Origin of the sequence: Spirillospora sp. CA-128828 (assembly GCF_050945415.1) — a bacterium.
GTDB lineage: Bacteria > Actinomycetota > Actinomycetes > Streptosporangiales > Streptosporangiaceae > Spirillospora.
On sequence record NZ_CP191986.1, the window covers coordinates 8,167,098 to 8,193,118 of the forward strand.

28 protein-coding genes are annotated in these 26,021 nt (G+C 71.1%); 11 read left to right on the plus strand and 17 right to left on the minus strand.

Annotated elements, in window-relative coordinates:
- Positions 1-200: 200 nt before the first annotated feature.
- Entirely contained in the window at positions 201-1,001 is an 801-nt protein-coding gene (locus ACQPXG_RS39320; RefSeq protein WP_433464218.1) for a hypothetical protein, read from the minus strand.
- Positions 1,002-1,283: 282 nt separating this feature from the next.
- Between ACQPXG_RS39320 and ACQPXG_RS39325 the strand changes: the two genes are divergently transcribed.
- Positions 1,284-1,667 carry a hypothetical protein gene (locus tag ACQPXG_RS39325; protein WP_433464219.1) on the plus strand — a complete coding sequence of 128 codons (384 nt, stop codon included), beginning with the start codon at positions 1,284-1,286 and terminating at the stop codon, positions 1,665-1,667.
- Between the two features lie 116 nt (positions 1,668-1,783).
- Here ACQPXG_RS39325 and dmpI read toward each other — a convergent pair whose 3' ends face one another.
- A complete protein-coding gene (gene dmpI, locus ACQPXG_RS39330) occupies positions 1,784-1,963 on the minus strand; it encodes a 4-oxalocrotonate tautomerase DmpI (RefSeq protein ID WP_433464220.1) in 180 nt (59 codons plus the stop codon).
- A gap of 132 nt (positions 1,964-2,095) precedes the next feature.
- On the opposite strand from dmpI, the gene ACQPXG_RS39335 reads away from it, so the two are divergent.
- The 4 genes from ACQPXG_RS39335 to ACQPXG_RS39350 all read left to right on the plus strand — a co-directional run bounded on the left by ACQPXG_RS39335 (position 2,096) and on the right by ACQPXG_RS39350 (position 7,935).
- Positions 2,096-3,121 carry a LysR substrate-binding domain-containing protein gene (locus tag ACQPXG_RS39335; protein WP_433464221.1) on the plus strand — a complete coding sequence of 342 codons (1,026 nt, stop codon included), beginning with the start codon at positions 2,096-2,098 and terminating at the stop codon, positions 3,119-3,121.
- 281 nt (positions 3,122-3,402) lie between these two features.
- Positions 3,403-6,084, plus strand: coding sequence for an ATP-binding protein (locus tag ACQPXG_RS39340; RefSeq protein ID WP_433470129.1), 2,682 nt, complete (start codon positions 3,403-3,405; stop codon positions 6,082-6,084).
- Positions 6,085-6,252: 168 nt separating this feature from the next.
- Positions 6,253-7,002, plus strand: a complete 750-nt coding sequence (locus ACQPXG_RS39345) for an SDR family NAD(P)-dependent oxidoreductase (RefSeq protein WP_433464222.1) — start codon at positions 6,253-6,255, stop codon at positions 7,000-7,002.
- 126 nt (positions 7,003-7,128) lie between these two features.
- Positions 7,129-7,935: a hypothetical protein gene (locus ACQPXG_RS39350; protein WP_433464223.1), complete on the plus strand. Its 807-nt coding sequence runs from the start codon at positions 7,129-7,131 to the stop codon at positions 7,933-7,935.
- On the opposite strand, the gene ACQPXG_RS39355 is transcribed toward ACQPXG_RS39350, so the two are convergent.
- Positions 7,930-8,853 (minus strand): NADP-dependent oxidoreductase, encoded by a 924-nt coding sequence (locus tag ACQPXG_RS39355; RefSeq protein WP_433464224.1) that lies wholly within the window; start codon positions 8,851-8,853, stop codon positions 7,930-7,932. The two genes, ACQPXG_RS39350 and ACQPXG_RS39355, sit on opposite strands and share 6 nt — an antisense overlap.
- A gap of 117 nt (positions 8,854-8,970) precedes the next feature.
- Between ACQPXG_RS39355 and ACQPXG_RS39360 the strand changes: the two genes are divergently transcribed.
- The 3 genes from ACQPXG_RS39360 to ACQPXG_RS39370 are packed head-to-tail and all read left to right on the plus strand — an operon-like array spanning position 8,971 to position 10,084.
- Entirely contained in the window at positions 8,971-9,330 is a 360-nt protein-coding gene (locus tag ACQPXG_RS39360; RefSeq protein ID WP_433464225.1) for a VOC family protein, read from the plus strand.
- On the plus strand, positions 9,327-9,638 hold the full coding sequence (locus ACQPXG_RS39365; RefSeq protein ID WP_433464226.1) for an ArsR/SmtB family transcription factor: 312 nt from the start codon (positions 9,327-9,329) through the stop codon (positions 9,636-9,638). The genes ACQPXG_RS39360 and ACQPXG_RS39365 overlap by 4 nt, the downstream gene beginning before the upstream one ends.
- Complete coding sequence (locus tag ACQPXG_RS39370; RefSeq protein WP_433464227.1) at positions 9,635-10,084, plus strand: SRPBCC family protein; 450 nt, start codon at positions 9,635-9,637, stop codon at positions 10,082-10,084. The genes ACQPXG_RS39365 and ACQPXG_RS39370 overlap by 4 nt, the downstream gene beginning before the upstream one ends.
- A 36-nt stretch (positions 10,085-10,120) precedes the next feature.
- Here ACQPXG_RS39370 and ACQPXG_RS39375 read toward each other — a convergent pair whose 3' ends face one another.
- From ACQPXG_RS39375 to ACQPXG_RS39415, 9 genes are all read right to left on the minus strand, one after another.
- Positions 10,121-10,579, minus strand: coding sequence for a VOC family protein (locus ACQPXG_RS39375; protein WP_433464228.1), 459 nt, complete (start codon positions 10,577-10,579; stop codon positions 10,121-10,123).
- 134 nt (positions 10,580-10,713) lie between these two features.
- A complete protein-coding gene (locus tag ACQPXG_RS39380) occupies positions 10,714-11,529 on the minus strand; it encodes an amidohydrolase family protein (protein WP_433464229.1) in 816 nt (271 codons plus the stop codon).
- Between the two features lie 11 nt (positions 11,530-11,540).
- Positions 11,541-12,530, minus strand: coding sequence for an aldo/keto reductase (locus tag ACQPXG_RS39385; RefSeq protein WP_433464230.1), 990 nt, complete (start codon positions 12,528-12,530; stop codon positions 11,541-11,543).
- A 25-nt stretch (positions 12,531-12,555) separates the two neighbouring features.
- Positions 12,556-13,572, minus strand: coding sequence for an ABC transporter permease (locus tag ACQPXG_RS39390; RefSeq protein WP_433464231.1), 1,017 nt, complete (start codon positions 13,570-13,572; stop codon positions 12,556-12,558).
- Complete coding sequence (locus tag ACQPXG_RS39395; protein WP_433464232.1) at positions 13,569-15,071, minus strand: sugar ABC transporter ATP-binding protein; 1,503 nt, start codon at positions 15,069-15,071, stop codon at positions 13,569-13,571. Before ACQPXG_RS39395 ends, ACQPXG_RS39390 begins: the two co-directional genes overlap by 4 nt.
- The gene (locus tag ACQPXG_RS39400; RefSeq protein ID WP_433464233.1) at positions 15,068-16,123 is read right to left on the minus strand and encodes a sugar ABC transporter substrate-binding protein; all 1,056 of its coding nucleotides are present in this window, start codon (positions 16,121-16,123) and stop codon (positions 15,068-15,070) included. The genes ACQPXG_RS39395 and ACQPXG_RS39400 overlap by 4 nt, the downstream gene beginning before the upstream one ends.
- Positions 16,124-16,147: 24 nt before the next feature.
- Positions 16,148-16,891, minus strand: a complete 744-nt coding sequence (locus ACQPXG_RS39405) for an SDR family NAD(P)-dependent oxidoreductase (protein WP_433464234.1) — start codon at positions 16,889-16,891, stop codon at positions 16,148-16,150.
- Entirely contained in the window at positions 16,861-18,180 is a 1,320-nt protein-coding gene (locus tag ACQPXG_RS39410; protein WP_433464235.1) for an enolase C-terminal domain-like protein, read from the minus strand. The genes ACQPXG_RS39405 and ACQPXG_RS39410 overlap by 31 nt, the downstream gene beginning before the upstream one ends.
- The gene (locus ACQPXG_RS39415) at positions 18,177-19,016 is read right to left on the minus strand and encodes a fumarylacetoacetate hydrolase family protein (protein WP_433464236.1); all 840 of its coding nucleotides are present in this window, start codon (positions 19,014-19,016) and stop codon (positions 18,177-18,179) included. Before ACQPXG_RS39415 ends, ACQPXG_RS39410 begins: the two co-directional genes overlap by 4 nt.
- Before the next feature lie 176 nt (positions 19,017-19,192).
- On the opposite strand from ACQPXG_RS39415, the gene ACQPXG_RS39420 reads away from it, so the two are divergent.
- Positions 19,193-19,903: a FadR/GntR family transcriptional regulator gene (locus ACQPXG_RS39420; RefSeq protein WP_433464237.1), complete on the plus strand. Its 711-nt coding sequence runs from the start codon at positions 19,193-19,195 to the stop codon at positions 19,901-19,903.
- Positions 19,903-20,217: an L-rhamnose mutarotase gene (locus ACQPXG_RS39425; RefSeq protein WP_433464238.1), complete on the plus strand. Its 315-nt coding sequence runs from the start codon at positions 19,903-19,905 to the stop codon at positions 20,215-20,217. The genes ACQPXG_RS39420 and ACQPXG_RS39425 overlap by 1 nt, the downstream gene beginning before the upstream one ends.
- A gap of 112 nt (positions 20,218-20,329) precedes the next feature.
- On the opposite strand, the gene ACQPXG_RS39430 is transcribed toward ACQPXG_RS39425, so the two are convergent.
- Together ACQPXG_RS39430 and ACQPXG_RS39435 are read right to left on the minus strand one after the other, a co-directional pair.
- Entirely contained in the window at positions 20,330-20,515 is a 186-nt protein-coding gene (locus ACQPXG_RS39430; RefSeq protein ID WP_433464239.1) for a hypothetical protein, read from the minus strand.
- Positions 20,516-20,680: 165 nt separating this feature from the next.
- Positions 20,681-22,561, minus strand: a complete 1,881-nt coding sequence (locus ACQPXG_RS39435) for an ABC transporter ATP-binding protein (protein WP_433464240.1) — start codon at positions 22,559-22,561, stop codon at positions 20,681-20,683.
- Positions 22,562-22,687: 126 nt separating this feature from the next.
- Between ACQPXG_RS39435 and ACQPXG_RS39440 the strand changes: the two genes are divergently transcribed.
- Entirely contained in the window at positions 22,688-23,851 is a 1,164-nt protein-coding gene (locus ACQPXG_RS39440) for an aminotransferase class V-fold PLP-dependent enzyme (protein ID WP_433464241.1), read from the plus strand.
- A 57-nt stretch (positions 23,852-23,908) separates the two neighbouring features.
- On the opposite strand, the gene ACQPXG_RS39445 is transcribed toward ACQPXG_RS39440, so the two are convergent.
- From ACQPXG_RS39445 to ACQPXG_RS39455, 3 genes are all read right to left on the minus strand, one after another.
- On the minus strand, positions 23,909-24,328 hold the full coding sequence (locus ACQPXG_RS39445) for a CBS domain-containing protein (protein ID WP_433464242.1): 420 nt from the start codon (positions 24,326-24,328) through the stop codon (positions 23,909-23,911).
- Positions 24,329-24,406: 78 nt separating this feature from the next.
- Positions 24,407-25,408, minus strand: coding sequence for an LCP family protein (locus ACQPXG_RS39450; protein WP_433464243.1), 1,002 nt, complete (start codon positions 25,406-25,408; stop codon positions 24,407-24,409).
- Positions 25,405-25,986: an RNA polymerase sigma factor gene (locus ACQPXG_RS39455; protein WP_433464244.1), complete on the minus strand. Its 582-nt coding sequence runs from the start codon at positions 25,984-25,986 to the stop codon at positions 25,405-25,407. The genes ACQPXG_RS39450 and ACQPXG_RS39455 overlap by 4 nt, the downstream gene beginning before the upstream one ends.
- Positions 25,987-26,021: the final 35 nt, after the last annotated feature.

Genomic DNA, 26,021 nt, shown 5'->3' on the forward strand with positions numbered 1-26,021 from the left:
CGGCGGGAGTTGCACCGCTGTCTGACCGCTCGGGCGGATGCGTTGTTCGAGTTGACGGATGCGCTGTTGTGTACTGACGGGCCGGTGAAATCGTTGGTGGGGTTGAATTTGGCGCCGGAGGTGATGAGGGCGCAGTGGGCTGCCGGCCGAACTCGCCATCGCCGTCATCATTCTCTGGCTCTGATGACCTACAGGAAACGCTAGCCGAGTTCCGCGTGGTGACCGATGCGGACGGAGGCGTTGAACAGGTCCTCGAACATCCGGACCTGCGGGTGGGCTTCGTGCGCGCCGATGCGGCGGGTGCGGACCTCGAGGCGGACCGGGTGGTCGCCGTCGACGGCGATGCCGTACCTGATCTGGCGGGTCGCGCCGGTGTCGACGTCGACGAGCTCGACGGTCTCGGCCTTCCCGTCCATGTCCCGATCGAGGACGCGTTGCTCCACACGGGCGGCCTCGAACACCGGCCGCACCCCAAGGTCGGCGCCGGGCCACAGAGCGAGGCTGCCCCTGCCGGTCAGGCCGAGCAGATTCGGTGCCGCGGTCTGCCACCACTCCGGGCGGCCGCGGACAGTCTTCCAGCCCACCTCCGCGCCGTCGCCCGTCACCAGCCGGTCCTCGTCGACCGCCTCAACGGACTCGATGAAACGGCGGAGCTCGTCGAGTGCCGCAGCACTCTCCGCCGGCGACACGTAGAACGCGCCGTTCCACTCCGGGAGGTTGGCGAGCAGGATCGGGTACTGTCCGGTGCCGCCGGCGTCCTCGAGGGCGTCCCTGAACGAGCGAACCCACGCCCAGCCGAGGCTCAGCTCGACGGCTTCCATCCACGGGTGCTCGCACGCGGAGCGCCGCCAGCCCAGCAAGGCCCCGGAGTCAGCGGGATCGACCGCGCGAATCTCGTCGTGCTCGTCGACGCGCACCGGCACCGGCGGCGGTGCCGCCTTGCCGTCCTCGTAACACGTGCAGCGCACGGACGCGTCGATGCCCATTGGAACCTCTCTCACGGCAGCACGACGAGACGGCAGAGTACGCCAGGCTCTGGGAGGCAGTGTGCCTCGGCCATTTCGTCCAACGGGAACTGCGACGCGATCCGCACGTCGAGCGTTTTCGAGGTGTGGCCGCGGTTGACCCTGCGGGCCGCAGGCCATGAGGTCCGTCGTGCCGCCTTGGTGATGACGAAGCCGCCCGCTTCGGCGACCTGACAACCGCAAGTTGACATCAAGAAAGTGTTCGGGGCGGTCGTGCGCGGAGGTAGAGGTGCTGAAGTCAACAGCACCCAACAACTCATGAGCACGAACATTACGCCCGACGACCTGCGGACGACCGACAACGCTCTGCGGGAGGTCTGGCAGGTGGTGACGGACCCCGAGGCCGTGGACCCCGAGTACAGCTCCGAAACGCGGGACCGCATGGTGGAGGTGCTCGGCCAGATGGCCGAACCGATCACCGAGAAGCTCGACCTGCAGCGCAAGGTCGTGGACGCGGTGCGGTCGGATGACGGCACCAAGCTCGCCCGGCTCAGCGATCGGGACCTGGCGCTGGCTCTCGCGATCTTCCGCGACCAGTGGAACTCGATCGGCTGGGGGAACGGGAGCCCTTCGCCCCTGGGTGACCCGCGCTGGGAGCAGACCCTGAGCGAACTGACCAACCTGGTCGACCAGATCAGCTAGCCAGATCTGGACGGCTCCGAGTAAGAGAGCGCGGCCACCGGCCGCGCTCTCGCATTTTCCGCTGGCGACGCATGGGACCGAATCATGTGCCCGACCCAGCCAACCGGCGTGGTGTTCTAGTCGGCGGCGAGTTTGCCTGCGACGCCGAAGCTGTCGGTGGGGGTCTCCTCGATGAAGACCATCACGGTCTCGGCCGGGATCCGGTAGGTCTCGACGAAAGCGTCGGTGATCTTCTTGATCAGCTCACGCTTGAGTTCGACGTCGCGGGGGCCCTGCTGGACGGTCACTGCGGGCATGACTGCCTCCTTATCCATTGCCTTACGGCTCGCGCCGGGGTGTAGGACCAGTCCACCGTTTTGAGCTGCGACGACCAAGGCGCACTACGCTCATAGACTCATCACGGATCGTGATGAGCGGAGGAGCGCGGGATGGAGCTGCGGCAGCTCAGGTACTTCCTGGCGGTCGCCGAGGAGCTGCACTTCGGACGGGCCGCCGAGCGGCTGCGCATCGTCCAGCCGACCGTCAGCCAGCAGGTCCGCAGGCTGGAACGCGAGTTCGGCCTGCCCCTTTTCGACCGGACGACCCGCACCGTGACGCTGACCGCCGCAGGGCAGGCGTTCCTGCCACGTGCCAGGGCCATCGCGGCGGCCGAGGAAGCGGCGCTGGAAGCGATGGCGGAGTTCCGCTCCGACCAGGTGGCGACGCTGCGCCTCGGCACCAGCGCCGGTCTCGGCGCGCGGCTGGAGCGCCTGCTGGCGGACCTGGCGGAACGGGCGCCGGAGATCAATGTGGAGCTAGAGAGCGCTCCGGCCGCGCTCCGGCTGAAGCGGGTACGCGACGGCGACCTGGACGCCGCCTTCGTCCGCGGGGACGGCCAGAGCCCGGAACTCGAACTCATTCCGGTATGGCGGGATGAGCTGGTCGTGGCATTGCCCGCATCGCACCCGCTGGCCGCACGCGAGCGCATCGACATCGCGGACTTGGCCACCCTGCCGCTCCGCATCGCGCCTCGCAGGGCCAACCCGCATCTGGTCGATCTGATCACCCACACCTGCCAGGCCGCGGGGTTCGAGCCCGTCATGGGCCCCGCCTTCACCACCGACCAGGACACCCTCGCGACCATCGGCAGCGGCAAGCCCACCTGGAGCGTCTTCTACGCCTCCAAAGCCGCGACCCTGCCCACCACCCGCACCGTCTTCCGCCCTTTCGCCCCGCCCGAACCCGCCCTGCAGACCTACCTCGCCGTCCGCCCGGCCGCTTCCACGCGACGCCTGGCCCCCCCTCCTGGACGCCTGCCACACCCAGGAACCTTGACTCCACGGCAGAACGCCCCGGTCGCGAAGGCGCAGAGCCCTTCACGACCGGGACGTCAGGTGCTGGGAACTAGCTGCCGGAGCGCTCGTCCCTCACTCGCTGTGCGAGTGACTCAGGGGTGTCGTGGATCGACGTGGTGACTGACTTCCCGTCACCCAGGTCGACGTTGACGACCCCGCCCGGGACCTTTTCCTGGTCCTGGGCATGCCTGATCGCTGCCGCGGCGGCCGTCACATCGGAGTGTTCGCCGATGTCCCCTTGCCAGTAGTGGGTCGGATCCTCGGTTGCCATGATCCGTGATTCCTTTCCGTTGGCTTCATGGTGACTCCTTGCGGTCACCACCAATCGGTGACCGTTCCGTAGACCGCGCCGGATGTCAACCCTCGAAGTCGGTGCGGCTTGTAGGGTTTTCGGCGTGTTCATGGGGCGGGAGCGCGAGTGGGAGCGTGTCGCCGGGGTTCTCGGGGACGCTCGTTCCGGGCGCAGCAGGACGATGGTGGTCCGGGGCGAGGCGGGGATCGGCAAGACCGCGCTGCTCGGTCGGATCACGGCGGACGCCGAGGACATGCAGGTCATCCGCGGCACCGGCGTCGAGTCGGAGAGCGAGCTGGCGTTCGGCGGGCTGCACCTCATGCTGCATCCGTACCGCGACCGGTTCGAGGCGCTGCCCGAGCGGCAGGCGGCGGCGCTGCGGTCGGCGTTCGGTCTGGCCGCCGGGCCGGCCGGCGACCGCTTCCTGATCGGCGCCGCCACCCTCACCCTGCTGTCCGAGCTGGCCGCCGACCGGCCGCTGGCATGCCTGGTGGACGACGCGCAGTGGCTCGACAGCGCCTCGCTGGACGCGCTGCTGTTCGCCGCCCGCCGGCTCGGCGCCGACCCGATCGCCATGATCTTCACGGTCCGGGACGGCGTCCGCCCGTTCCCCGACCGCGGCCTCGACGTGCTGCGGCTGACGGGCCTGGACCGCGGCGCCGCCCGCGATCTCGTGACGGCGCACGCGCCGGGGCTGACCGTCCCGGTGCGGGAACGGTTGCTGGACGAGGCGGCCGGCAACCCGCTCGCGCTCATCGAGCTGGCGAACGCGCTCCGGTCCCGGCCCGCCCGCCAGGCCGGCCCGCTGCCGGTCGGGGGCAGGGTCCAGGAGACCTTCCGGCGCCGGCTCGCCGAGCTGCCGGACGCCACCCGCCGGCTGCTCCTGGTGGTCGCCGCCGACGGCACCGCCGACCTTGGCGTCGTCCTGCGCGCCGGGGAGGCGCTCGGTCTCGGACCGGCCGACCTCGGTCCCGCCGAGGAAGCCGGGCTCGTGGTCCTGGACGGCGAGGAGGTGCGGTTCCGGCATCCGCTCATCCGCGCCGTCACCTACCAGGACGCCGCCCACCACCGGCGGATCGCCGTGCATGGCGCGCTGGCCAGGGTCCTCGGCGGCGACGAACACGCCGACCGGCGCGCCTGGCACCTGGCGGCGGCCGCCACCGGCCCGGACGAGAGCGTCGCCGCCGAACTGGAGCGGGTCGCGGACCGCGCCGAGCGGCGCGGCGGAACGGCCGCCGTCGCCGCCGCGTACGAGCGCGCCGCGCGGCTCAGCACCGAACCGGAGGGCAAGGCGCGCCGGCTCGTCCACGCCGCGCGGGCCTGCTACGACGCAGGCCGGCCCGACCAGGCCACCCGTCTCGCCGCCGAGGCCGAGCAGCTCACCGGGCAGGACGGCGTCGTCGCCGAGGCCACCTTCATCCGCGCCCAGGTCGCCTACGAGCGCGTCTCGCCCGCCGCCGACGCGGCGCTCGCGTTACAGGGGGCGGCGCTCATCGCGGGGAGCGACCCCGAGCAGGCGGTGGCCATGCTGACGGAGGCGGTCTGGTCCGCAAGGGACGCCGGCGCGCATGATCTGGTGCGGCGGAGCGTCGAACTGCTGCGGGAGGTGAAACTGCCCGCGGGTTCGGCGAAGGCGCTGGTCGCCGCCGCCCTGATCGCCTACGGGCGGCTGCCGGACGGCGCGGCCGAGGCCGTTCCCGCGATGCGCGCGCTGTTCGAGTCCGCTCGGAGCGGCGGCGTGGAGGACGTCGTCGAGTGCGTCATCGGCGGTTTCATGGGGCTTCTCGTGGCGGACGACCGCGCCGCGATCGAGCTGCTGGAGCGCATGGCTGGAGAACTGAGAGCCCAAGGGGCGCTCGGCTGGCTCCCCTACATCCTGGAGGCGCTGGCGATCGGACGGCTCCTGCTCGGCGACCTGCGCGGCGCGGACGCGGCCGCGGCGGAGGGCGTGTCCCTGGCCACCGACATCGGCATGGACATGCAGGTGACCGCACTGAAGTGCATCGTGGTCCGGCTGGAGGGGGACGCGGAGCGCAGCCGGGCCATGGCGCCCGACGTCCTCAAGCACGCCGACCTGCATCCGACCAACACCGCGCTGGCGTCCTGGGGGCTCGGCCTGCTCGATCTCGCCGGGGGGCACGCCGATGCCGCCTTGGAGCGGCTTGAGGCGGTGTGCTCCGGACCCGCCCGGCACGACGTGCTGATCCGCGCCGTCCCGGACCACGTGGAGGCCGCGGTGCGGGCCGGCCGCCCGGATCTCGCCCGTGCCCACCTTCCCGCGTTCGAGGCGTGGGCGGCGGCCACGTCCTGCGGCGCCCTGATGTCGCGGTGCCGCGCCCTCCTCGCCGATGGCGACGAGGCGGACGAGCACTACCGCCGGGCGCTGGAGCTGCACGGCGACCACGCCTACGACGCCGCGAGAACCCGGCTGCTCCACGGCGAATGGCTGCGCCGGCGGCGCCGCCGCACCGAAGCCCGGACCGAGCTGACCGCCGCCCTGGAGGTCTTCGCCCGGCTCGGCGCCGCGTGCTGGGCCGGGCGTGCGCGCTCCGAGCTGGAGGTTCTCGGCGACCGTCCGGCGGCCGGGGCCCTGGACGGCGACCCGCTGAAGCGGCTGACACCGCAGGAGCTGCAGGTCGTGCGGCTCGCCGCCGCCGGGCTCAGCAACCGTGAGATCGGCGCGCAGCTCTACCTGAGCCCCCGCACCGTCGGGCATCACCTCTACAAGGCGTATCCGAAGATCGGTGTCACCCGCCGCATGGAACTGGCCCGCCTCGTATCGGACACATGACTTAGCCGTACGGCCCCGCCCGCGCGACGCGGCCGGGCCGGAAGCCGTCCCGGGGCGCGCACGTCTCCTTGACCAGCATCTTTCAATGCCCGTCCGCTGACCGATGCGGGCCGTCCGGCGACGCGCCTAGCGTCGGACGCACATGATCCTGGACGAACGGAGAACGGAATGCTGCTCGACAACAAGACCGCGATCATCTTCGGCGGCGGCGGGGCGATCGGCGGAGCCATGGCACGCGGCTTCGCCGCGGAGGGCGCGCGCGTGTTCCTCGCCGGCCGCACCCCCGCGACGCTCGACGCCGTCGCCGAGGACATCCGGAGCACCGGCGGCCTCGCCGAGACGGCCCGCGTGGACGCCCTGGACGAGGACGCCGTCAACGGCTGGGTCGACTCCGTCGCGGAGACCGCCGGAAGCGTCGACATCGCGGTCAACGTCATCTCCCACGACACGATGTTCGGCCCCATGATCGACATGAAGGCCGGGGACTTCGCCCGGTCCCTGGAGAAGATGGCCCGCTCGTTCGTGGTGACCACGCAGGCCGCCGCCCGCCACATGGTCGGGCAGGGCTCCGGTGTGATCCTGCACTTCGGCGGCTCCGACGGCGGGCACCGCATGCCCGGCCTCGGGAACGTGCAGATCGGCTGCGACATGGTCGAGGCGATGCGCCGCCAGTGGGCGTGCGAGCTGGGCCCGCACTCGGTCCGGGTCCTGTCGATGCGGACCGGGGGCATCCCGGAGTCCATGCCGGACGGGCCGCAGATGGACCCGGTCAAGCAGCAGATGGTGGACGCCACCCTCCTCAAGCGCGCCGCGACGCTCACCGATGTCGGCCGGGTCGCCGCGTTCCTCGCGTCCGACCACGCCGCCAGCCTCACATCGACCCAGGTCAACATCTCCGCCGGCGCCGCGGTCGACTGACCGGGCCGCCGGGCGTCGCTGACCGGAGTGAACCGGTGGCCGGGGGTAGCGATCCCCGGCGCACCGCCCTTACCTTGGACGACCACGATCATCTCCGGACGTGGCGGACGAAAAGGGACGGAACTCATGACGGAGCCCTCGATCGCACCGGGCAGAACCGGCGGCGACCCACGGACAGGCGGCGAGCGCGGCCCGCTGAGGCGGGCCGCCTTGCCGGCCGGGAGTTTCGTGGTGTCCTACGGGCTCGCGCTCACCCTTCTCAGCGATACCTTCTTCTGGTTCGCGATACCGGGCATGCTGGGGCTCGTCACCGTCACGATCATCACCCTGCAGTCGCACTTCTACCGCTCGTTCCGGCGAGCCGTCCCCTTCGCCACGGACGGCAGCAACCGGCGGAGGCCGGTGAGGTATCACTATTCGGTGTTGGTGCTGCGCTACCTGCTCGCCGTGCTGGTCGGCGCCACGCTGGTGGCCGTGCCGTTGGCGGTGAAGGTCAAGTTCCTGTACCCGTTCGTCGGCGTGGGAATTGTGACGGTCGCTTTCGGGACGAGACTCTGGCTGAACCAGATCTTCTGGATGTGGAAATGCGGCCGGGTGCTGAAGGTGTACGACTTCGAGTTCCGCTCACCGGTGCAGAAGTCCAATCTGCGTTCCGCCGGGAGGCGCTCGCTGACCCTGGGCACGGACGGGTCCCCCCGGATGTCGGCTCGTGAACCGCTCTGCTCCTCCCGGTGGCCCAAGGAGATCGCCCGCGGGGTGTGGTTCGCGGGCGACGACCCCTTCGGCGGGGTGATCCTCGTCCCGGACACGGGCGAGCTGATGTGCGTGCAGCCGGAGAACTGGTCCGTCCATGAGAAGGCGCGGCAGCAGGCCGGGGCCGAGCGTCGGGAGAGGGCCGCTCAGGCGGGTCTGGCGCGCAAGTCGATCTCATGACGGGGTGATGATCAGCTTGCCGCGGGTGTGGTGGCCGCGGCTGGCGTCGAACGCGGCGCCCGTCTCGTCCAGCGAGTATGTACCGGCGACCTCGACCGTGAGCGCGCCCCGGTCCGCCATGGCGGCGAGGGCGGCGAGCCTGGCGCCGTCCGGCCGGACCCAGATCCAGTGGCCGCCGTGCCGGTCCACGGTGTTGTCGGCGACGGACACGTGCCGTCCGCCGGGCCGCAGGACGGCGAGGGTCGTGTCCAGCTGGCCGCCCACGAAGTCGGCGACCGCGGACGGTCCGCCGGGCACCAGTTCCCGGACGCGATCCGCCAGCCCGTCCCCGTAGGCGACCGGTTCGGCACCGAGTTCGCGCAGGTAGCCGTGGTTCTTCTCGGACGCCGTGCCGATGACGCGTGCGCCTCGGTCCCGTCCGATCTGGACGGCGAAGCTCCCCACCCCGCCGGACGCCGCGTGGACGAGCAGGACGTCGTCGGGTCCGACCTCCAGGCGGTCCAGGGAACGCTGCGCCGTCATCCCCGCCAGCGGCAGCCCGGCGGCCTGGTTCCAGTCGAGCGACTCGGGCCTGCGCGCCACATGGGCCGCCGAGACCGCGACATACTGCGCGAACGTCCCGGCGCCGACGACGTCCTTGCGGGCGTAGGACATGACCTCGTCGCCCGGGGCGAACTCCGGCGTGTCGGGTCCGACCGCCCGCACCACCCCGGCGACGTCCCAGCCGGGGATGACGGGGAACACCGCGTCCATCATGCCGTCGAGGCCACCGGCCATGACCTTCCAGTCCACCGGGTTGACCCCGGCCGCGCGCACTTCGATGAGCACCTGCCCCGGGCCGACCTTCGGATCCGGGACGTCCCCGGCCTTCAGGCGGGAGTTGTCAGTGGCATACGAGTCATAGGTGACGGCACGCATCCCCTCAGCCTGCCACCGAGCCCGCCCCCTAAACCCGGCCCCGGCGCCCCGGAACGTGACATGTAGGAGTTTCCCTACGCTTGACAGGTAGGAAATCCCCTACGTATCGTCGGCCGCATGAACATCACGCGTGTGCGGCTGCTGACCGTGCCGGTGTCCGACCAGGACGCGGCCAAGGACTTCTACACGGGCAAGCTCGGCTTCGAGGTGGTGACGGACCGGGCGGCGGGCCCCATCCGCTGGCTGGAGGTGGCCCCCGAGGGCGCGGAGACGAACGTGGTGCTCGCGGACCACCTGCCCGGCGTACCGCCCGGGAGCGTCCACGGGCTGATTCTGGAGACGTCCGACCTCGACGGGGACTGCGAGAAACTGCGGCTCGCCGGGGTGGACGTCGAGGGCCCGCAGGATCTGCCCTGGGGACGGCAGGCCACGCTCACCGACCCCGACGGCAACGGCATCGTGCTGGCCGCGCGGTGACGGCGGACGTCTTCGCGGCGCTGGCCAGCCCCGTCCGGCGGGAGCTCACCACCCTCCTGCTGGACGGGCCACGGCCGGTGAACGACCTCGCCGCGCACTTCGCGATGAGCCGCCCGAGCGTGTCGGAGCACCTGCGGGTCCTGCGGGACGCCGGGCTGGTCAGCGAGCAGCGCAGCGGCCGCCGGCGCGTCTACCGGCTGGAGCCCGCGCCGCTGCGGGAGCTGTCGGAGTGGCTCACCCCGTACGAGCGGTTCTGGCGGGAGAAGCTCGCCGGCCTGCGCGAACTCCTGGACGAGGAGGACCTGTGACCGATCGTCCGGACATGGGAGACCGCGCGTCGATCGAGGTGGACGAGTTCCTGCCGCATCCGCCGGCCAAGGTGTGGCGGGCGCTCACCGAGCCGGACCTGCTGGCCCGCTGGCTGATGCCGAACGACTTCAAGCCCGTCCTCGGCCACCGCTTCACCTTCACCACCAAGCCGATTCCGAACGTCGGCTTCGACGGGACGATTGCCTGCCGGGTCCTCGGCCTTGAGGAGCACCGGCTGCTGCGCATCAGCTGGCGCGGCGGTGGCCTCGACACGACGGTCACCTGGCGGCTGGTCCCCGAAGGGCGTGGCACCCGGATCTTCGTCGAGCACGCGGGCTTCGATCTGGACGACCCGGTCGGCGCATACGCCTTCCGCGGCATGGGCAGCGGCTGGCGCTCCACCGTCCTCCGCTCCCTCCACCACACCCTCACCGGCCTCGACTGAGGTGTCATGGCTCCGGGACGGCGGTCCAGGCTCCGGTCATCGGGTCCCGCCCGCCGGGCGGTCGGCGTAGACGCCGTGGAGCATGCCGGTGGCCTGGCCGATCTCGATGAGGTGGCCGTCCGGGTCGCGCATGTAGCAGCGGATCTCCGCCTTGCGGTCGATCGGGTCGGTCAGGAAGCGGGCGCCCTGGGCGGTGGCCTCGGCGTGGAACGCGGCGATGTCGGCCACGCGGACGTTCATGAACGCCGAGACGGGGTCGCCGGGCTCCGGGGCCGTCAGGGTCACGTCAGGTTTGTCCGGGGTCGGGCCCCCGCCGGGGTTCATGATGATCCAGGTGTTGGCCACCTTCATGATGGCGGGGTTCTCCTCCAGGACGACCTCCCCGCCGAAGACGTCCCTGTAGAAGGCGCGGGACCGGGCCACGTCCCGCACGGTCAGGAAGTGTGTCAGCACCAGCCCCCGTTCGGGAGCCGGCAACGCGTCTCGCTCGACCATGATCACTACCCTCTTCGAGTCCGAGTCGGAGCCGTCCCTCCAGGTGAAGCCCCCTCAGGCGGCCGTCACGCGGCGGACTTGCCTATCAACGCGGAGTGGTCATGCCCGCGGTCGCGACCCCGAACCCGGCCATGTCAATCCCCGACTCCGTAGACACGGCGGGCCGTGCCGCCGAAGACCTCGTCCCGCTCCCCTGGCGTCAGCCCGGCGACGGCGGCCCCGGCGAGCTCGGCGACCTGGTCGTGGGAGGCGGCCAGCGTGCAGACCGGCCAGTCCGAGCCGTACATGACCCGACCCGGACCGAAGGTGTCGAGGACGTACCGCGCGTACGGCAGGACGTCCTCCGGTTTCCATCGCGATGCGGCTTCGGTGACCAGCCCGGACAGTTTCACCGTGACGTTCGGGAGCGCGGCCAGGGAGCCGATCCACGTGGCCCACGGCTCCCAGGCTCTCCCGGCGATGCCGGGCTTGCCCGCGTGGTCGAGCACGAACGCCACGCCGGGCAGCGACCGGACGGCCTCCAGCGCGGAAGCCGCCTGCCGGGGCGTCACCAGCAAGTCGTAGACCAGCCCGGCCTCCCCCACCGCCGCCAGCCCCTTCCGAACCTCCGGACGCAGCAGCCAGGTCGGGTCGGGCTCGTCCTGCACCTGGTGTCTGATCCCGACGAGCGTCTCAGGCATCCCCCGCAGCGTGTCCCGCACGTCCGGTGCGGTCAGGTCGGTCCAGCCGACCACGCCGGCGACCGGTCCGGGGCCCTCCGCGACGGCCAGAAGTTCCTGCGTCTCCTCGGCGCTGTGCAGTGCCTGGACGACGATCGAACCGTCCGGCCTCGCCGCGCCGGTGTAGCGAGCAAGGTCGAACCGGCCGCGCAGCGGGTCGGCCCAGGGGCCGTTCATCCACGCGTAGTCGCGGACAGAGGTGTCCCAGAGATGGTGATGAGCGTCGAACATGCCACTTCCGATCACGCCGGTAGAGGTGCGCCGGCGGGCAACAGGCCCGCCGCGAGAAGGTCCTTCCACAGGGACGCCGGGATGTCCCGCTCGAACAGCGCGGCGTTGTCCTCGGCCTCGTCGGGCGTCCGGCAGCCCGTCAGGACGCTCGCCACGGAAGGATGCCCGAACGGGAACCGCAGGGCGGCGGCGCGCAGCGGCACCCCGTGCGCGTGGCAGGCCTGGCGCAGCCGAGCGGTCCGCTCCATCAGTTCGGGAGGCGCGGACCGATAGTCGTACGTCGTTCCACCGGCCAGCAGCCCCGAGTTGTAGACCCCGCCGACGACCACGGAGGTGCCGTGTTCGGCGCAGGCCGGAAGCAGGTCGTCCAGCGCGGGCTGTTCGAGCAGCGTGTACCGTCCGGCGCACAGCACCACGTCCAGGTCGAGCCGCCGGACGAACCGGGCGAGCATGGGCGACTGGTTCATGCCGGCGCCGATGGCGCCGACCACGCCCTGGTCCCGCAGATTCGCCAGAGCGGGAAAGGCGGCGGCGTACACCTGGTCCTCGTGGTCGTCGGGGTCGTGCAGGAAGACGATGTCGACCCGGTCGAGACCGAGCCGCTCCAGGGACGACTCCAGTGACCGCCGGATCCCGTCGGCGCTGAAGTCCCACTCCCGCTTGACCGCGGGCTCGGCCGGGAACCCCGAGTCGTCCGGCGCCTCCCCGGCTCGGCGCGGCCGCAGCAGCCGTCCGACCTTGGTCGAGATCGTGAACGAGGCGCGCGGCTCGTCCGCGAGCACGGCGCCGAGACGGCGTTCGGCCGTGCCCGCGCCGTAGTGGGGCGCCGTATCGAGGTACCGCACCCCCAGTTCGAGGGCGCGGCGTACGGTCGCCGTGCTCTGCTCCCGCGGCACGGGGGCGTAGAGCCCGCCGACCGCCGCACTGCCGAACGACAGCGCGGTCACCGGGACGCTGGAGTGGCCGAGTCGACGGCGCTCGGCCACCTTCATCGTTGACATGGCGCTCCCGCCGCCCACCTCGCCGTCACTCCTGGGCCTTCCCGGACGTCACCCGCGAGATGACCAGCGCGATCAGGATGATCCCGCCGTAGATGGCCTGCTTCCAGAAGGACGCGACCTGGGCGAGGGTGAGCAGGTTGTCGACGACGCCGAGCAGCAGCACACCGGTGATGGCACCGGTCATGGTGCCCTTGCCGCCGTTCATCGAGATCCCGCCGATGACGGCCGCGGCCATCACCGTGAAGATCATGTTCTGGCCCTGGTTGGCGTTGATCGCGCCGACGTACCCGGTGAGACACAGCCCGGCGGCCGCCGCGAGGACTCCGGCGATGACATAGACGGCCCAGGTCACACGCTCGACGCGGATGCCGGCCGCGCGGGCCGCCTCGGCGTTTCCGCCGATCGCGTACAGCGCGCGCCCCAGCCGGTGGTAGCGCAGGACGAATCCGGCGACGCCGAAGGCGGCCACCGCGAGCCACACCGACATCGGCAGCTTCAGGAACGTGGTGGTCGCGATCGAGAAGAACGGCTCGGGCATGTCGAACAGCGTCTTGCCCTCGGTCGCGCCGGTCAGCAGACCACGCAGGACGATCAGCATGGCCAGCGACACGATGAAGGAGTTGAGCTTGAGCTTGACCGACAGGAACCCGTTGAAGGCCCCGATCACGCCGCCCACCACGAAGATCGCGAGAATGCCGGCGAAGGCGGGGATCTCGGTCCCGAATCCGGCCGAGGCCGCGGGGATCACCAGCAGGGCGCCGAGACCGGGCGCGATCCCGACCGTCGACTCCAGCGACAGGTCGATCTTGCCGGTGATCAGGATGAGCGATTCGGCCAGCACCACCAGGGCCAGCGCGGCCGAGGCGCCGAGAATGCTGATGACGTTGCGCTCGGTCATGAAGCTGTCGTTGACGACCGTCCCCAGCACCACCAGCGCGATCAGCGCCGGGACCAGAGCGAACTCGCGCATCCGGCGCAGCGCGGCGCCCGCCGCGGCCGACGGCTCGGTGCGGGCCCGGGGTTTGGCCACGGTGTGCGTCATGGGGAGACCCCTTCGATCGATGCGACCAGCTCGTGGTCGTTCCAGCCGACTGCGTGTTCGGCGGTCACCCGCCCGTGGAAGAGGACCAGGACCCGGTCGCAGGGCCTGAGGTCGTCCAGCTCGTCGGAGATGATGATCACGGAAGTGCCCCGCTTGCGGATCTCGTCCACCACGCCGAGCAGGGACTCCTTCGACTTCACGTCGACCCCGGCGGTCGGGTTGATCAGGACCAGCAGCCGGGGCTCGACGGCCAGCGCGCGGGCCATGACGACCTTCTGCTGGTTGCCGCCGGACAACCCGGTCACCGGCTGGTCGGGGCCCTGGGTCTTGATGTCGAGGCCGGAGATCGACTCCGCCGCGGCCTCCCGCAGCCGCTTCGGGCCGATGATCCCGTAGGGGCCGAGGCGTCCGGCGATGGTCATGGTCGCGTTCTCGCCGACCGACAGCTCGGGGACGAGGCCTTCGCGGTGCCGGTCGCGCGGGACGAATCCGATCCCGGCGGAGATCGCCTTCCGGACGTCGCCGAACGGCAGCGCTCTGCCGTCCAGCAGGGCACCGCCGCCGCGCGGCTTCCGCAGCCCGACCAGCGTCTCCGCCAGCTCGATCTTGCCGCTGGAACTGGACCCCGCCAGCCCGAGGACCTCACCGCGCCGGACGCTGAGACTCACTCCGGTGAACGCCCCGTCCGTCAGGTCCTTGACCTCCAGCCTGACCTCGGACCTGACCGGCTCACGCTTCCCGGTGCTGCGGCCGAGGGCGGCGGCCTCCCCGGTCATCGCCTCGACCAGCGCGCCCTTGGCCAGCTCGCCCACCGGCGCGGTGGTGATCCAGCGGGCGTCGCGGAAGACCGTGACCGTCTGGCAGACCTCGTAGACCTCCTGGAGGTGGTGGGAGATGAACAGGAACGTCACCCCCGCCTCCTGGAGCGACCGCATCCGGGTGAACAGCCGCTCGATCTCGGCGTTGTCGAGATGGGCGGTGGGTTCGTCCAGGATGATGAACCGCGCCCCGAAGGACAGCGCGCGGGCGATCTCGACGAACTGGCGGTCCTGAACGTCGAGGCCCCCCGCCTCGGCCGCCGGGTCGACCTGGACGTCCCAGCCCGCGAGCAGGTCGGCGGCCTCGCGGCGCATCCGCTTCCAGCCGATCACGCCGCGTGAGCCGGGCTGCCGGTTGATGAACAGGTTCTCCGCGACGGTGAGCTCGGGGATGATCGTCGACTTCTGGTAGACGCAGGCCACCTTCGACCGCCAGGCGTCGCGGTCACCGGTCGAGGGCGCGGGCTCGCCGTCGAAGAGCACCTCGCCGCCGTCCGGCGGGAAGATGCCCGTGAGCACGTTGACCAGGGTCGACTTGCCCGCACCGTTGCGTCCCACCAGGGCGTGCGACTCGCCCGGCATCACCCGGAGGCGCGCGTCCGCCAGCGCCACGGTCGAACCGAAGCGCTTACTCACGTCGATCGCTTCGGCGAGCGGGACATCGCCGTCCGCATCCATCATTTGCCCACCGAGTTCCCCCACAGCGACGGGTCGTCGACGTTGGCCTTGGTGACGAGCGGGGCCGGGAGCTGGTCCTCCAGAATCCCGCTGGGCAACTTGACGATCTCGCTGCCATGGTCGGTCTTGCCGGGCTGGAAGGTCTTCCCCTCCATCGCGGCCTTGATGTAGTACATGCCCCACTTGGCGTAGGCGTCCGCGGGCTGTGACACGGTCGCGTCGATCTCGCCGCTGCGGATCGCGGCGAACTCCTGCGGGATACCGTCATTGGAGACGATCGCAATGTGTTTGGGATCGCCCGCCTTGAAGAGCAGCTTCTTGCTCTTGAGGACCTGCAGGGTCGGGGCCAGGTACACGCCGCCGGCCTGCATGTAGACGCCCTTGAGATCGGGGTTGGCGTTCAGGAGGCTGTCGAGCCCGGACGCCGCCTTCTCCGACTTCCACTCGGCCGGGATCTCCAGCACCTTGAGCTTGGGGAACCTCGACTTCACACAGGACCGGAACGCCTCGGAGCGTTCCCGCCCGTTCACCGAGGCCAGGTCGCCCTGGATCTGGACGACCTTGCCCTCCTTGACGGTCTTGCCGAGGTAGTCGCAGGCCTTCTCGCCATAGGCCTTGTTGTCGGCCCGGACGACCATCGCGACCTTGCCCTTGTCGGGGGCGACGTCCACGGCCACGACCGGGACGCCCTTGCGGTCGGCCTGGTTGAGCCCGGCCACGATCGCGGCACTGTCGAGTGGCGCGACGACCAGGCCCCTCACGTTCTGGTTGATCAGGTTGTTGATGTCGGTGATCTGCTGCGTCGGCTCGGAGTTGGAGTTGACCGTCGGCAGGATGTCCACGCCCTGCTGCTTGGCCATCTGCGGGACGTAGTTGTTGTAGGCCTGCCAGAAAGGCGAGGTCAGCAGCGGCAGGTCGACCCCGACCTTGCCGCTCTTCCCGCCGCCACCCGCGTCGGGGCCGCCGCCGGAGTCGGAGGTGCTGCCACAGCCGGCCACCAGGGCGGCGGTCAGCGCGGCGGCGGCCCCGGTCACGATCTTGGTGCGGATCATCATGGTGCTTCTCCTTGGATGGTTCGGTCAGGAGGAAGGGCGAAGCCGCAGGCCCTGCATGCCGCCGTCGACCGCGAGCGCGACGCCCGTGGTGGCGGAGGCCTGCGGGCCGGCGAGGTAGGCGATCGCCGCGGCGACCTCCTCCGGGGTCACCAGCCGCCCGCTGGGCTGGCGGGCGTTGAGGGCCACGCGCTCGGCCTCGGGGTCGTCCGCCCGCTCCAGGAGGCGATCGATCCACGGGGTGTCGGCCGTGCCCGGGTTCACGCAGGTCACCCGGATGCCCTCGCGAAGATGGTCCGCGGCCATCGCCAGGGTGAGCGACTGCACGGCACCCTTGGTCGCCGAGTACAGGGCCCGGTCGGGAAGCCCCGCGGTGGCGGCGATCGAGCAGGTGTTCACGATGGCCCCATGTCCGGACTCGCGCAGGTGCGGCAGGGCGGCCCGGGTCACGCGCACCATGCCGATCACGTTGACGTCGAAGACCCTGCGCCACTCCTCGTCGTCGTTGTCCTCGACGGTTCCCTGGGCGCCGATCCCGGCGTTGTTGACCAGGACGTCCAGGCCGCCGAGACGGGCGACCGCCTCCTGGACGGCCCCGCGCACCGAGCGGTCGTCGGTGACGTCCGCCTTGACCGTGATGAACGCCTCGGGAGCGGCGTTGACGTCCAGGCAGACGACCTCGGCCCCGCGCTCGGCCAGCAGCCGGGCGGTGGCAAGGCCGATGCCGGACGCGCCGCCGGTCACCAGGGCCTTGATTCCGTCGAACTCCATCGGTCGTCGTTCCTCCAGACCTCGCCGTCGGGATGGGCGTGGGTGGCGAGGGTCTCCGCCCTCATCTCGGTGGACATTCCGGGTGCGGTGGGCGTCACGTAGCGGCCGTCCACGATCCGCACCGGGTCGAGGAAGTGCTCGTGCAGGTGGTCGACGTACTCGATCACCCGGTCCTGGGTGCTGCCGCTCACGGCGACGTAGTCGAACATCGCCAGATGCTGGACGACTTCGCAGAGCCCGACCCCGCCGGCGTGCGGGCAGACCGGGACGCCGTAAGCGGCGGCGAGCAGCAGGATCGCCACATTCTCGGTGACGCCCGCGACCCGGCAGGCGTCGAGCTGGAGGACGTCGATCGCCTCCGCCTGAAGCATCTGCTTCACCAGCACCCGGTTGGCGATGTGCTCGCCGGTGGCGACCTTGACCGGCGCCACACCCCGGCGAATCGCCGCGTGCCCGAGGACATCGTCCGGGCTGGTCGGCTCCTCGATCCAGTACGGGTCGAACGGCTGGAGCGCCCTCACCCATGCGATCGCCGGCGCCACGTCCCAGCGCTGGTTGGCGTCCACCGCGATCCGGACGTCCGGCCCGACGGCCTCGCGGGCCAGCCGCAGACGGCGGACGTCCTCCTCCAGATCGGCGCCGACCTTCAGCTTGATCTGGGTGAAGCCGTCGGCCACCGCCTCACGGGCCAGCCGGACGAGCTTGCCGTCGGAGTAGCCGAGCCAGCCCGGCGTCGTGGTGTAGGCGGGATAACCGCGGCCGAGAAGGGTCGCGGTCCGCTCGGCGCGTCCCGGCACGGCGTCCTTGAGAAGCTCCAGCGCGCGAGACGGCGTGAGCGCGTCGGTCAGGTACCGCCAGTCGGCCAGATCCACGATCTGCTCGGGCGCCATCTCCCCCAGCAGCCGCCAGACCGGGACACCGGCCACCTTCCCGGCCAGGTCGAAGGCGGCATTGATGATCGCCGCGGCGGCCATGTGCACCGCGCCCTTCTCCGGCCCGAGCCAGCGCAACTGCGAGTCGTGCACCAGCCGCCGGGAGAACTCCCCCAGGTCGGCGAGATCGAGTTCGGCACCCACGACCAGCGGCGCGAACGCCCTGATCGCGGCGACGCACACCTCGTTGCCCCGCCCGATGGTGAAGCAGAACCCGTGCCCATCCGGCCCTTCGTCGGTGCGCAGCACCACGTAGGCGGCCGAATAGTCGGGATCGGGGTTCATCGCGTCCGACCCGTCCAGCTCCCGCGAGGTGGGGAAGCGGATGTCGTGCGCCTCCAGCGCCCGGATCCTCACGCCACCACCTGACGCTGCCGGCCGAGGCCCTCGATCTCGGCCTCCACGATGTCGCCCGGCCTCAGATACGGCTCGCCAGGACGGCCCAGGGCCACACCCGCCGGGGTCCCGGTGTTGATGACGTCGCCCGGGTCCAGCACCATGAACTGGCTCAGGTACCAGATCACGTGGTCCACGCCGAAGATCATGTTCTTGGTGGTGCCGTCCTGGCGGAGTTCACCGTTCACCCAGAGCCTCAGCGCCAGGTCCTGCGGGTCGGGGATCTCATCGGCGGTCACCAGGTAGGGGCCGAGCGGGTTGAAGGTCTCGCAGGACTTTCCCTTGTCCCATGTGCCGCCGCGTTCGAGCTGGAACTCCCGCTCGGACACGTCGTTGCTGATCGCATAGCCGGCGATCAGCTCGCGCGACTCGTCGGGGGAGTCCAGATAGCGGGCCCGTCCGCCCATGACTACGGCGAGTTCCACCTCGTAGTCGGTCTTGACGCTGCCGCGCGGGATCAGCACCTCGTCGTCCGGCCCGACGACCGTGTTGGACGCCTTCATGAACACCACGGGCTCGGACGGCGGCTCGGCTCCGGTCTCCTCGGCATGGTCACGGTAGTTGAGGCCGATGCACACGACCTTGCCGGGACGCGCCAGGGGGGCGCCGATGCGCCCGGGCTCGGCGATCGAGGGCAGATCGCCCGCGTCCCGCGCGCCGCCGGCGCGTCCGAGGCCCTCGGCCAGGAACCGGCCGTCGATGTCGTCGGTGATTCCCGACAGATCGAGCGGTGTGCCGTCGTCGGCCAGAACCGCGGGGCGTTCGGCGCCCTCCGGCCCCACACGCAGAAGCTTCACCTGGTCGTCCCCCCATCGTCCACAGCCCGATGAGAAGTCATCGGATCTCTTCTCCCGTCATCAGACCATTTGGGGGGCAATGCCTGGCAAGGCTCGTTACGATGTTGTTACCTGCGGCAAATTGGTCCGACCACATCGCCCATGCCAAGATGTCGGCAGCCGAGAGGAGACATGGTGTGACCGAAGAGCCCGCACCCAAGACGACCGTGACCCAGCGGGCGATCGAACAGATCAAGGCCAAGCTGGCCTCGGGCGACCTCCTCCCCGGACAGCGGCTTCCGACCGAGCGCGACCTCGCGGCCGAGCTGGGCCTGTCGCGCAGCTCGATGCGGGAGGCCATCCGGGCGCTCACCATGCTCGGCATCCTGGAGGCCAGACATGGCGCCGGGGTGTACGTGACGCGGTTGGAACCCAGCGACCTGCTGGAGACGTTCGGCGCGGTCGCGGAGATCTCGCGCGGCGAGACCCTGGTGCATCTCGTCCAGGTCCGCAAGATCCTCGAACCGGCCGCCGCGTCCACGGCCGCCGCGCGCATCACCGAGGAGGGGCTGGCCCGGCTGCGCGCCGAGATGCGGGCGATGGAGCGCGGGACGACCTCGGAGGAGATCGTCGGCCACGACATGGAGTTCCACCGCCTCATCACCGAGGCGGCGGGCAACCCCGTCCTGTCGGCGATCCTGGGCGGCCTGAACAACCGCACCTTCCGCGCCCGCGTCTGGCGGGGTTACGAGGAGGAGCACGTCTTCGCCCGGACGTTCCGCGAGCATGAGGCCATCTACCGGGCCCTGACCGACCGCGACCCCGAGGCCGCCCGCATCGCCGCCGCCGTTCACATCGGCGCCGTCGAGGGCTGGGCGCGCACCCACGCCGAGGAGGACGGGTCCTGATGCGCATCGCCCTGCACACCCGTCTCAAGCCCGGCGCTGAGGAGGAGTACGAGCGGGCCCACCGCGAGGTCCCCGCGGAACTCACCGACGCCATTCGCGGGGCCGGCGCCCGCGACTGGACGATCTGGCGCAGCGGCCTGGACCTCTTCCACGTCATCGACTGCGACGACTATCCATCCCTGCTGGCCGCCCTGGAGGACCTTCCCGTGAACGTGTCCTGGCAGGCCCGAATGGCCGGCTACCTGGACGTCGTCCACGACTACTCCACCGATGGCGCCGCCAAAGGCCTCCCCCAGGTCTGGCGCCTGCCGTAGAGACCAGACCAGAGTGGAACGCCCCCGCACGGATCTGACCGGCGGGGGCGCACGCGAACTAAGGGAGAGACGGCCACTGGGGCCGCCGCTCCGGGCTCAGCCGGTCAGCCGATCAGCCCCATGTGCTCGGGGACCCCGGGGCCGGCAGGTCCTTCGGGTCCACCTCGCCGGACGCGACCTCCTGGTCGAGCTCCGCGATCTTCTCCTGCTGGACCGCACGCTCGCCGGCGATGGTCGACCGGCGCGGGTCATGCGCGGGCTGCTCCGCGGGACCCTTTGCGGGAGTGGTATCACTCATCGAGCGTCTCCTTTGTGACGTGAGATTGAACTGCAGTGGCGACCCGGCCTGACCGGGTCGCCGAAGACCGTCCGGTGGAGCCGACACCCCGCAACCGGCCGTGCCCGCCGGACCCCTCCGGCGCATCCGGGGTCGGCGGGGCGTTCGGGCGTACCGCCGTGGCGGTCAGGCGACGGGTTCCAGGGGTGGTTCGTCGGCGAACTGGGTGCGGTAGAGGTCGGCGTAGCGGCCTTCGGCGGCCAGGAGCTCGTCGTGGGTTCCGCGTTCGATGATGCGGCCCTCCTCCACGACGAGGATCAGGTCGGCGGCGCGGACGGTGCTGAGGCGGTGGGCGATGACCACGGCGGTGCGGCCGTCGAGCGCCTCGGTCAGGGCCTCCTGGACGGCGGCCTCGGACGTCGAGTCGAGGTGGGCGGTCGCCTCGTCGAGGATCACGACGCGCTGGCGGGCGAGGAGGAGGCGGGCGATGGTGAGGCGCTGGCGTTCGCCGCCGGAGAGGCGGTAGCCGCGCTCGCCGACGATGGTGTCGAGACCGTCCGGCAGGCCCTCGATGAGGGTGTCGAGGCGGGCGCGGCGCAGCACGTCCCAGAGTTCGTCGTCGGCCGCTTCGGGGCGGGCCAGCAGGAGGTTCTCGCGGATCGACTCGTGGAAGAGGTGGCCGTCCTGCGTGACCATGCCGAGCGTGTCGCGGATGGCCTGGAATGACAGGTCGCGGACGTCCACGCCGCCCAGCCGCACGGTGCCGGAGTCGACGTCGTAGAGGCGCGGCAGCATCTGGGCGATCGTCGACTTGCCCGCGCCGGACGAACCGACCAGCGCGACCATCTGGCCGGGTTCGGCGCGGAACGAGACGTCGTGCAGGACGTCGACGCCGCCGCGGGTGTCGAGGGTGGCGACCTCTTCGAGCGAGGCGAGGGAGACCTTGTCGGCGGACGGGTAGGCGAAGCGGACGTTCTCGAACTCCACGGTGACCGGCCCGTCCGGGACGTCGCCGGCGTCGGGCCTCTCGGCGACGAGCGGTTTCAGGTCGAGGACCTCGAAGACCCGCTCGAAGCTGACGAGCGCGCTCATCACCTCGACGCGAGCGCTGGCCAGCGCGGTCAGCGGCGCGTACAGGCGGGTCAGCAGCAGGGCCAGCGCGACGACGGCGCCGGCGTCGAGGTGGCCGCGCAGGGAGAGGTAGCCGCCGAGGCCGTAGACGAGCGCGAGCGCGAGGGCGGAGACCATGGTGAGCGCCGTGATGAAGACGTGCTGCACCATCGCGGTGCGGACACCGATGTCGCGGACGCGGCGGGCCCGCGCGGCGAACTCGGCGGACTCGCGGGCAGGGCGTCCGAACAGTTTCACCAGCGTCGCGCCGGGTGCGGAGAAACGCTCGGTCATCTGCGTGCTCATCGCGGCGTCGTGCGAAGCGGCCTCACGTTCGAGCCGTGCCAGGCGGCTGCCCATGCGGCGCGCCGGGAGGACGAAGACGGGCAGCAGGACCAGGGCGAGCAAGGTGATCTGCCAGGAGATGCGCACCATCACGGCGAAGGTGAGCAGCACCGTCACGATGTTGCTGACCACGCCGGAGAGCGTGTCGCTGAAGGCCCGCTGGGCGCCGATCACATCGTTGTTGAGCCGGCTCACCAGGGCGCCGGTGCGGGTCCTGGTGAAGAAGGCGACCGGCATGCGCTGGACGTGGTCGAACACGGTGGTGCGCAGATCGAGGATCAGCCCCTCGCCGATGCGGGCGGACAGCCACCTGTTGGCCAGCCCCAGCCCGCCCTCGGCGAGAGCCAGGATCGCGATCAGCACGGCGAGCCACACGACGGTGGACGTCGCGGATCGGTCGACGATCGCGTCGACGACCCGCCCGGCCAGCACGGGCGTCGCGACCGCGATGACCGCCATCACCACGCTGAGGAAGAGGAAGGCGGCGAGCGGCCGCCGGTGCGGTCGGGCGAAGGCGGCGATGCGGCGCAGCGTCGCCCGGGAGAACGGCCTGGCGTCCCGCGCGTTCATGGCGTGATGCAGCGACATCCACGCCGTGACTTCCATGTCCATGAAGACCCCTGTGATCGTTAGCCTGGAACAGCAAGCATGTGACCTCAAGATTGGTTGAGGTCAAGTCGCCGCCGCCGCGATCAGGGTCTCGCGGGGGTACGACACTTTCCGACCGAAGGGCGTTCTGTGGATATCGAGGAGATCCGGACCGACACCCCCGGCTGCGCCGAGGTGGCCCATCTCAACAACGCCGGCGCCGCGCTGCCCCCGCGCCCCGTCATCGAGGCGGTCGCCGAGCACTTCGCGCTGGAGTCGACGACCGGCGCCTACGAGGCGGCCGAACAGAACGAGGCGGCCATCAGGCATTTCTACGACGCCGTCGCACGGCTCCTGCACGCACGCCCCGACGAAATCGCCTACGTGGAGAACGCCACCCGCGCCTGGGACATGGCGTTCTACTCCATTCCCTTCGCGGAAGGCGATCGCATCCTGACGACGACGAGCGAGTACTCCAGCAACGCGATCGCCTACCAGCAGGTGGCGGCGGCCAAGGGCGCGCGCGTGGAAGTCGTCCCGGACGAGGCCGACGGCTCCCTATCGCTGGACGCACTGGAGGCCGAACTGGTCAAAGGCAATGTCCGGTTGGTGTCGCTCAACCACATCCCCACCTACAACGGGCTCATCAACCCGGCCGCGGAGGTCGGACGGCTCTGTCGTGAGCACGGCGTCCTGTATCTCCTGGACGCATGCCAATCGGTCGGCCAACTCTCGGTGGACGTCACCGACATCGGCTGCGACATCCTGTCGGCGACAGGACGCAAGTTCTTGCGCGGCCCGCGCGGCACGGGCTTCCTGTACGTCCGGCGCGAGATCCTGCGAACGCTGGTCCCGCCGTTCCTCGATCTGCAGGCCGCAGAGTGGAAGGCACCGGACGGCTTCGAGATGCGTGAGGACGCGCAGCGCTTCGAGACGTGGGAACGGTATGTCGCCGGGCAGATCGGCCTGGGTGTCGCCGCCGACTACGCCGCCGATCTGGGGATGGCGTGGATAGAAAGCCGCGTCCTGAGTCTCGCGGCACGGCTACGCAAGGAACTGGCGGCCCGGCCGGGTATCACGGTCCTCGACAAGGGCGCGCGGCCGTCCGGGATCGTCACCTTCACCGTGGACGGTCACGACCCTGCCGCCATCAAGAAGGCGGCAAGGGAGCGTGGCATCAACATCAATGTCACGAACCCGATCGCACACGGATACGACCCGAACGCCCTACCGACCGCCGCGCGAGCCTCCGTGCACTACTACAACACCGAGGAGGAGCTCGACCGGCTTCTGGCCGTCCTCCCCGAAGGGTGAGCGCGTCCGGCGGCAGGGAGATGGGCGACCGGGACCGGACGCGCCCACTGGCCGGGCTCAGACGTTGGGGCGCGCCGCGCCGATGTCGGCGAGCGCCGACACGGAGTCCTTCTCCTTCGCCAGGTCACCGATGGACACGATGCCCACCGGGCGGCCGTCCTCGATGACGGGCAGCCGCCGCACGGACCGCTCCCGCATGATCTGCGCGGCCCTGTCGAGGGAGTCGTCGGGGCCGACCGTCGCGGTGACCCGGCTGGCGATGCCGCCGATCTTGGTCTGGGCGGGGTCGCCGCCGGCGGCGAGCCCGCGGATCACCAGATCGCGGTCCGTGACCACGCCTTTCAGATGGTCGCCGTCCGCCACCAGGACCGCGCCGATCTCCTCGTCGCGCATCGCACGCGCCACGGTCACGAGATCGAGCTCTGGCGACACCGACGTGGGCGAGCCGGTCATGATGTCACGGACCTTCGTGGCCATCCCTCACTCCTTGCGCCTCTGGGTCGTTGCTGAGCAGCCGGGAACCGTCCGGCACCTACCCGGCAGAAACGGAATCACTCACGGCGCCGCGAACGGGGCGAGCATCCGCTTCGCCGCCGCCTGGTCCAGCACCAGCCGGTTCGGGTCCGAAGGCGCGGGACGGACAGGAACCGTGTCGAACCCGACCGAACCGCTCGTGTCGAAGCCGCGGGCGAGACTGCGCAGCGCACCGGCGTCCAGGCTGGGCGTCGTCTTGACCGAATCGGCCGCGACGGCGAGGAGCTTGGCGAACGCCAAAGGGTTCCCGCCCATCACCTCCCTGGCTCGCCGTGCGAGCGAGGCCAGGAACCTGTGCTGCCGCTTGATGCGGTCCAGGTCCGAGCCGTCCCCGAGGCCGTGCCGGGCCCGGACGTAGGCGAGCGACTGCCTCCCGTCCAGCCGCTGCCTGCCCGCGGGCAGTTTCAGCCCGGACGCGGGGTCGGCGACCGACCGCGGCAGCGTCACCTCGACCCCGCCGAGCGCGTCCACCACCCGCACGACCCCGCGGAAGTCGATCGCCACGGTCTGGTCGACCCGGACGCCCGTCACCGACTCCACCGTCTTCAGCGTGCAGCCGGCGCCGCCGGCGGAGAACGCCGAGTTGATCAGCCCTTCCCGCGGCGACGGGACGCCGGAGCACGCGGGAATCCGCACCATCAGGTCCCGCGGGACGCTCACCACCAGCGGGTTCTTCCGGTCGGCCGGGACGTGCACGAGCATCAGGGTGTCCGAGCGCGGAAGGCCGCCGCCACGCGCGTCCGTGCCGATGACCAGCACGTTCAGCGCCCGGCCCGCCGCGGGCGCGGTCGGCTTCGTCGTCGCCGGCCGCCCGTCCCGTCCGTGCAGGAACGAGGCCGGGACGAGGATCGCCGCGGCCGTCACCACCGCCACCACCGTGAGCAGCGTCGCCCGCCCCACCCCGCGGCGCGGCCGCCGCGCGGCGTCCAGCAGCCGGTTCCGCTGCCGGACGAGGGAGGGCGGCGGCTCGTGCTCCAGGCCCCGGCCGAGGTCACGGATCAGGTCCAGGTCGTCCACGCTCACGCCTCCTCACGCATCGGGTCGGTTCCGCCCAGCGCCGCGCGCACCTTGCGCCGGGCCCGGTTGAGACGGGAGCGGACCGTCCCGACCGGTATGCCGAGCGCCCGCGCCACCTCCTCGTAGGCGAGGTCGCCCCACGCCACCAGCAGCAGGACGTCCAGGTCCCGCCGTGCCAGGCCCGACAGCGCCTCCGCCAGCGCGGGACGCGACGCCGACGCGGTCACCCCCGCGGCCACCCGGTCGGCGGGCCCCTCCACCGGGCCGTCCACGGGGCTTCGGCGCAGCGCCCTGTAACGCGCGGCCTCCGCCCGGTGGTGCCGCGCGACCAACTTCGTGGCGATGCCGAACAGCCACGGCCGCGCCTCCCGCTGCGCGAGGTCGTAGCGGTGCCGCTTGCTGAACGCCGTCAGGAACGTCTCGCCCACGACGTCTTCCGCGGCCTCCGGTCCGAGCCTGCGGGAGACGTACCGGTAGAGCATCGCCGAGTAGCGGTCGAACAACGCGGCGAACGCCTCGGGCTCGGCGAGCGAACTCTCAATGAGAGCGGCGTCGCACTCCCGGGCCGTGGGGGGAACGGTCATCGCGGCCACCATGGCATGCGCACCGGGCCTTCCCG

Coding starts and splice junctions, on each gene's coding strand:
- ACQPXG_RS39395 (WP_433464232.1), bottom strand. CDS start 15,071: ATGATGGATGCGGACGGCGATGTCCCGCTCGCCGAAGCGATCGACGTG.
- ACQPXG_RS39425 (WP_433464238.1), top strand. CDS start 19,903: ATGCGCATCGCCCTGCACACCCGTCTCAAGCCCGGCGCTGAGGAGGAG.
- ACQPXG_RS39355 (WP_433464224.1), bottom strand. CDS start 8,853: ATGCGTGCCGTCACCTATGACTCGTATGCCACTGACAACTCCCGCCTG.
- ACQPXG_RS39325 (WP_433464219.1), top strand. CDS start 1,284: ATGAGCACGAACATTACGCCCGACGACCTGCGGACGACCGACAACGCT.
- dmpI (WP_433464220.1), bottom strand. CDS start 1,963: ATGCCCGCAGTGACCGTCCAGCAGGGCCCCCGCGACGTCGAACTCAAG.
- ACQPXG_RS39360 (WP_433464225.1), top strand. CDS start 8,971: ATGAACATCACGCGTGTGCGGCTGCTGACCGTGCCGGTGTCCGACCAG.
- ACQPXG_RS39455 (WP_433464244.1), bottom strand. CDS start 25,986: ATGACCGTTCCCCCCACGGCCCGGGAGTGCGACGCCGCTCTCATTGAG.
- ACQPXG_RS39430 (WP_433464239.1), bottom strand. CDS start 20,515: ATGAGTGATACCACTCCCGCAAAGGGTCCCGCGGAGCAGCCCGCGCAT.
- ACQPXG_RS39390 (WP_433464231.1), bottom strand. CDS start 13,572: ATGACGCACACCGTGGCCAAACCCCGGGCCCGCACCGAGCCGTCGGCC.
- ACQPXG_RS39375 (WP_433464228.1), bottom strand. CDS start 10,579: ATGGTCGAGCGAGACGCGTTGCCGGCTCCCGAACGGGGGCTGGTGCTG.
- ACQPXG_RS39385 (WP_433464230.1), bottom strand. CDS start 12,530: ATGTCAACGATGAAGGTGGCCGAGCGCCGTCGACTCGGCCACTCCAGC.
- ACQPXG_RS39405 (WP_433464234.1), bottom strand. CDS start 16,891: ATGGAGTTCGACGGAATCAAGGCCCTGGTGACCGGCGGCGCGTCCGGC.
- ACQPXG_RS39340 (WP_433470129.1), top strand. CDS start 3,403: ATGGGGCGGGAGCGCGAGTGGGAGCGTGTCGCCGGGGTTCTCGGGGAC.
- ACQPXG_RS39400 (WP_433464233.1), bottom strand. CDS start 16,123: ATGATGATCCGCACCAAGATCGTGACCGGGGCCGCCGCCGCGCTGACC.
- ACQPXG_RS39350 (WP_433464223.1), top strand. CDS start 7,129: ATGACGGAGCCCTCGATCGCACCGGGCAGAACCGGCGGCGACCCACGG.
- ACQPXG_RS39445 (WP_433464242.1), bottom strand. CDS start 24,328: ATGGCCACGAAGGTCCGTGACATCATGACCGGCTCGCCCACGTCGGTG.
- ACQPXG_RS39380 (WP_433464229.1), bottom strand. CDS start 11,529: ATGTTCGACGCTCATCACCATCTCTGGGACACCTCTGTCCGCGACTAC.
- ACQPXG_RS39335 (WP_433464221.1), top strand. CDS start 2,096: ATGGAGCTGCGGCAGCTCAGGTACTTCCTGGCGGTCGCCGAGGAGCTG.
- ACQPXG_RS39435 (WP_433464240.1), bottom strand. CDS start 22,561: ATGGACATGGAAGTCACGGCGTGGATGTCGCTGCATCACGCCATGAAC.
- ACQPXG_RS39345 (WP_433464222.1), top strand. CDS start 6,253: ATGCTGCTCGACAACAAGACCGCGATCATCTTCGGCGGCGGCGGGGCG.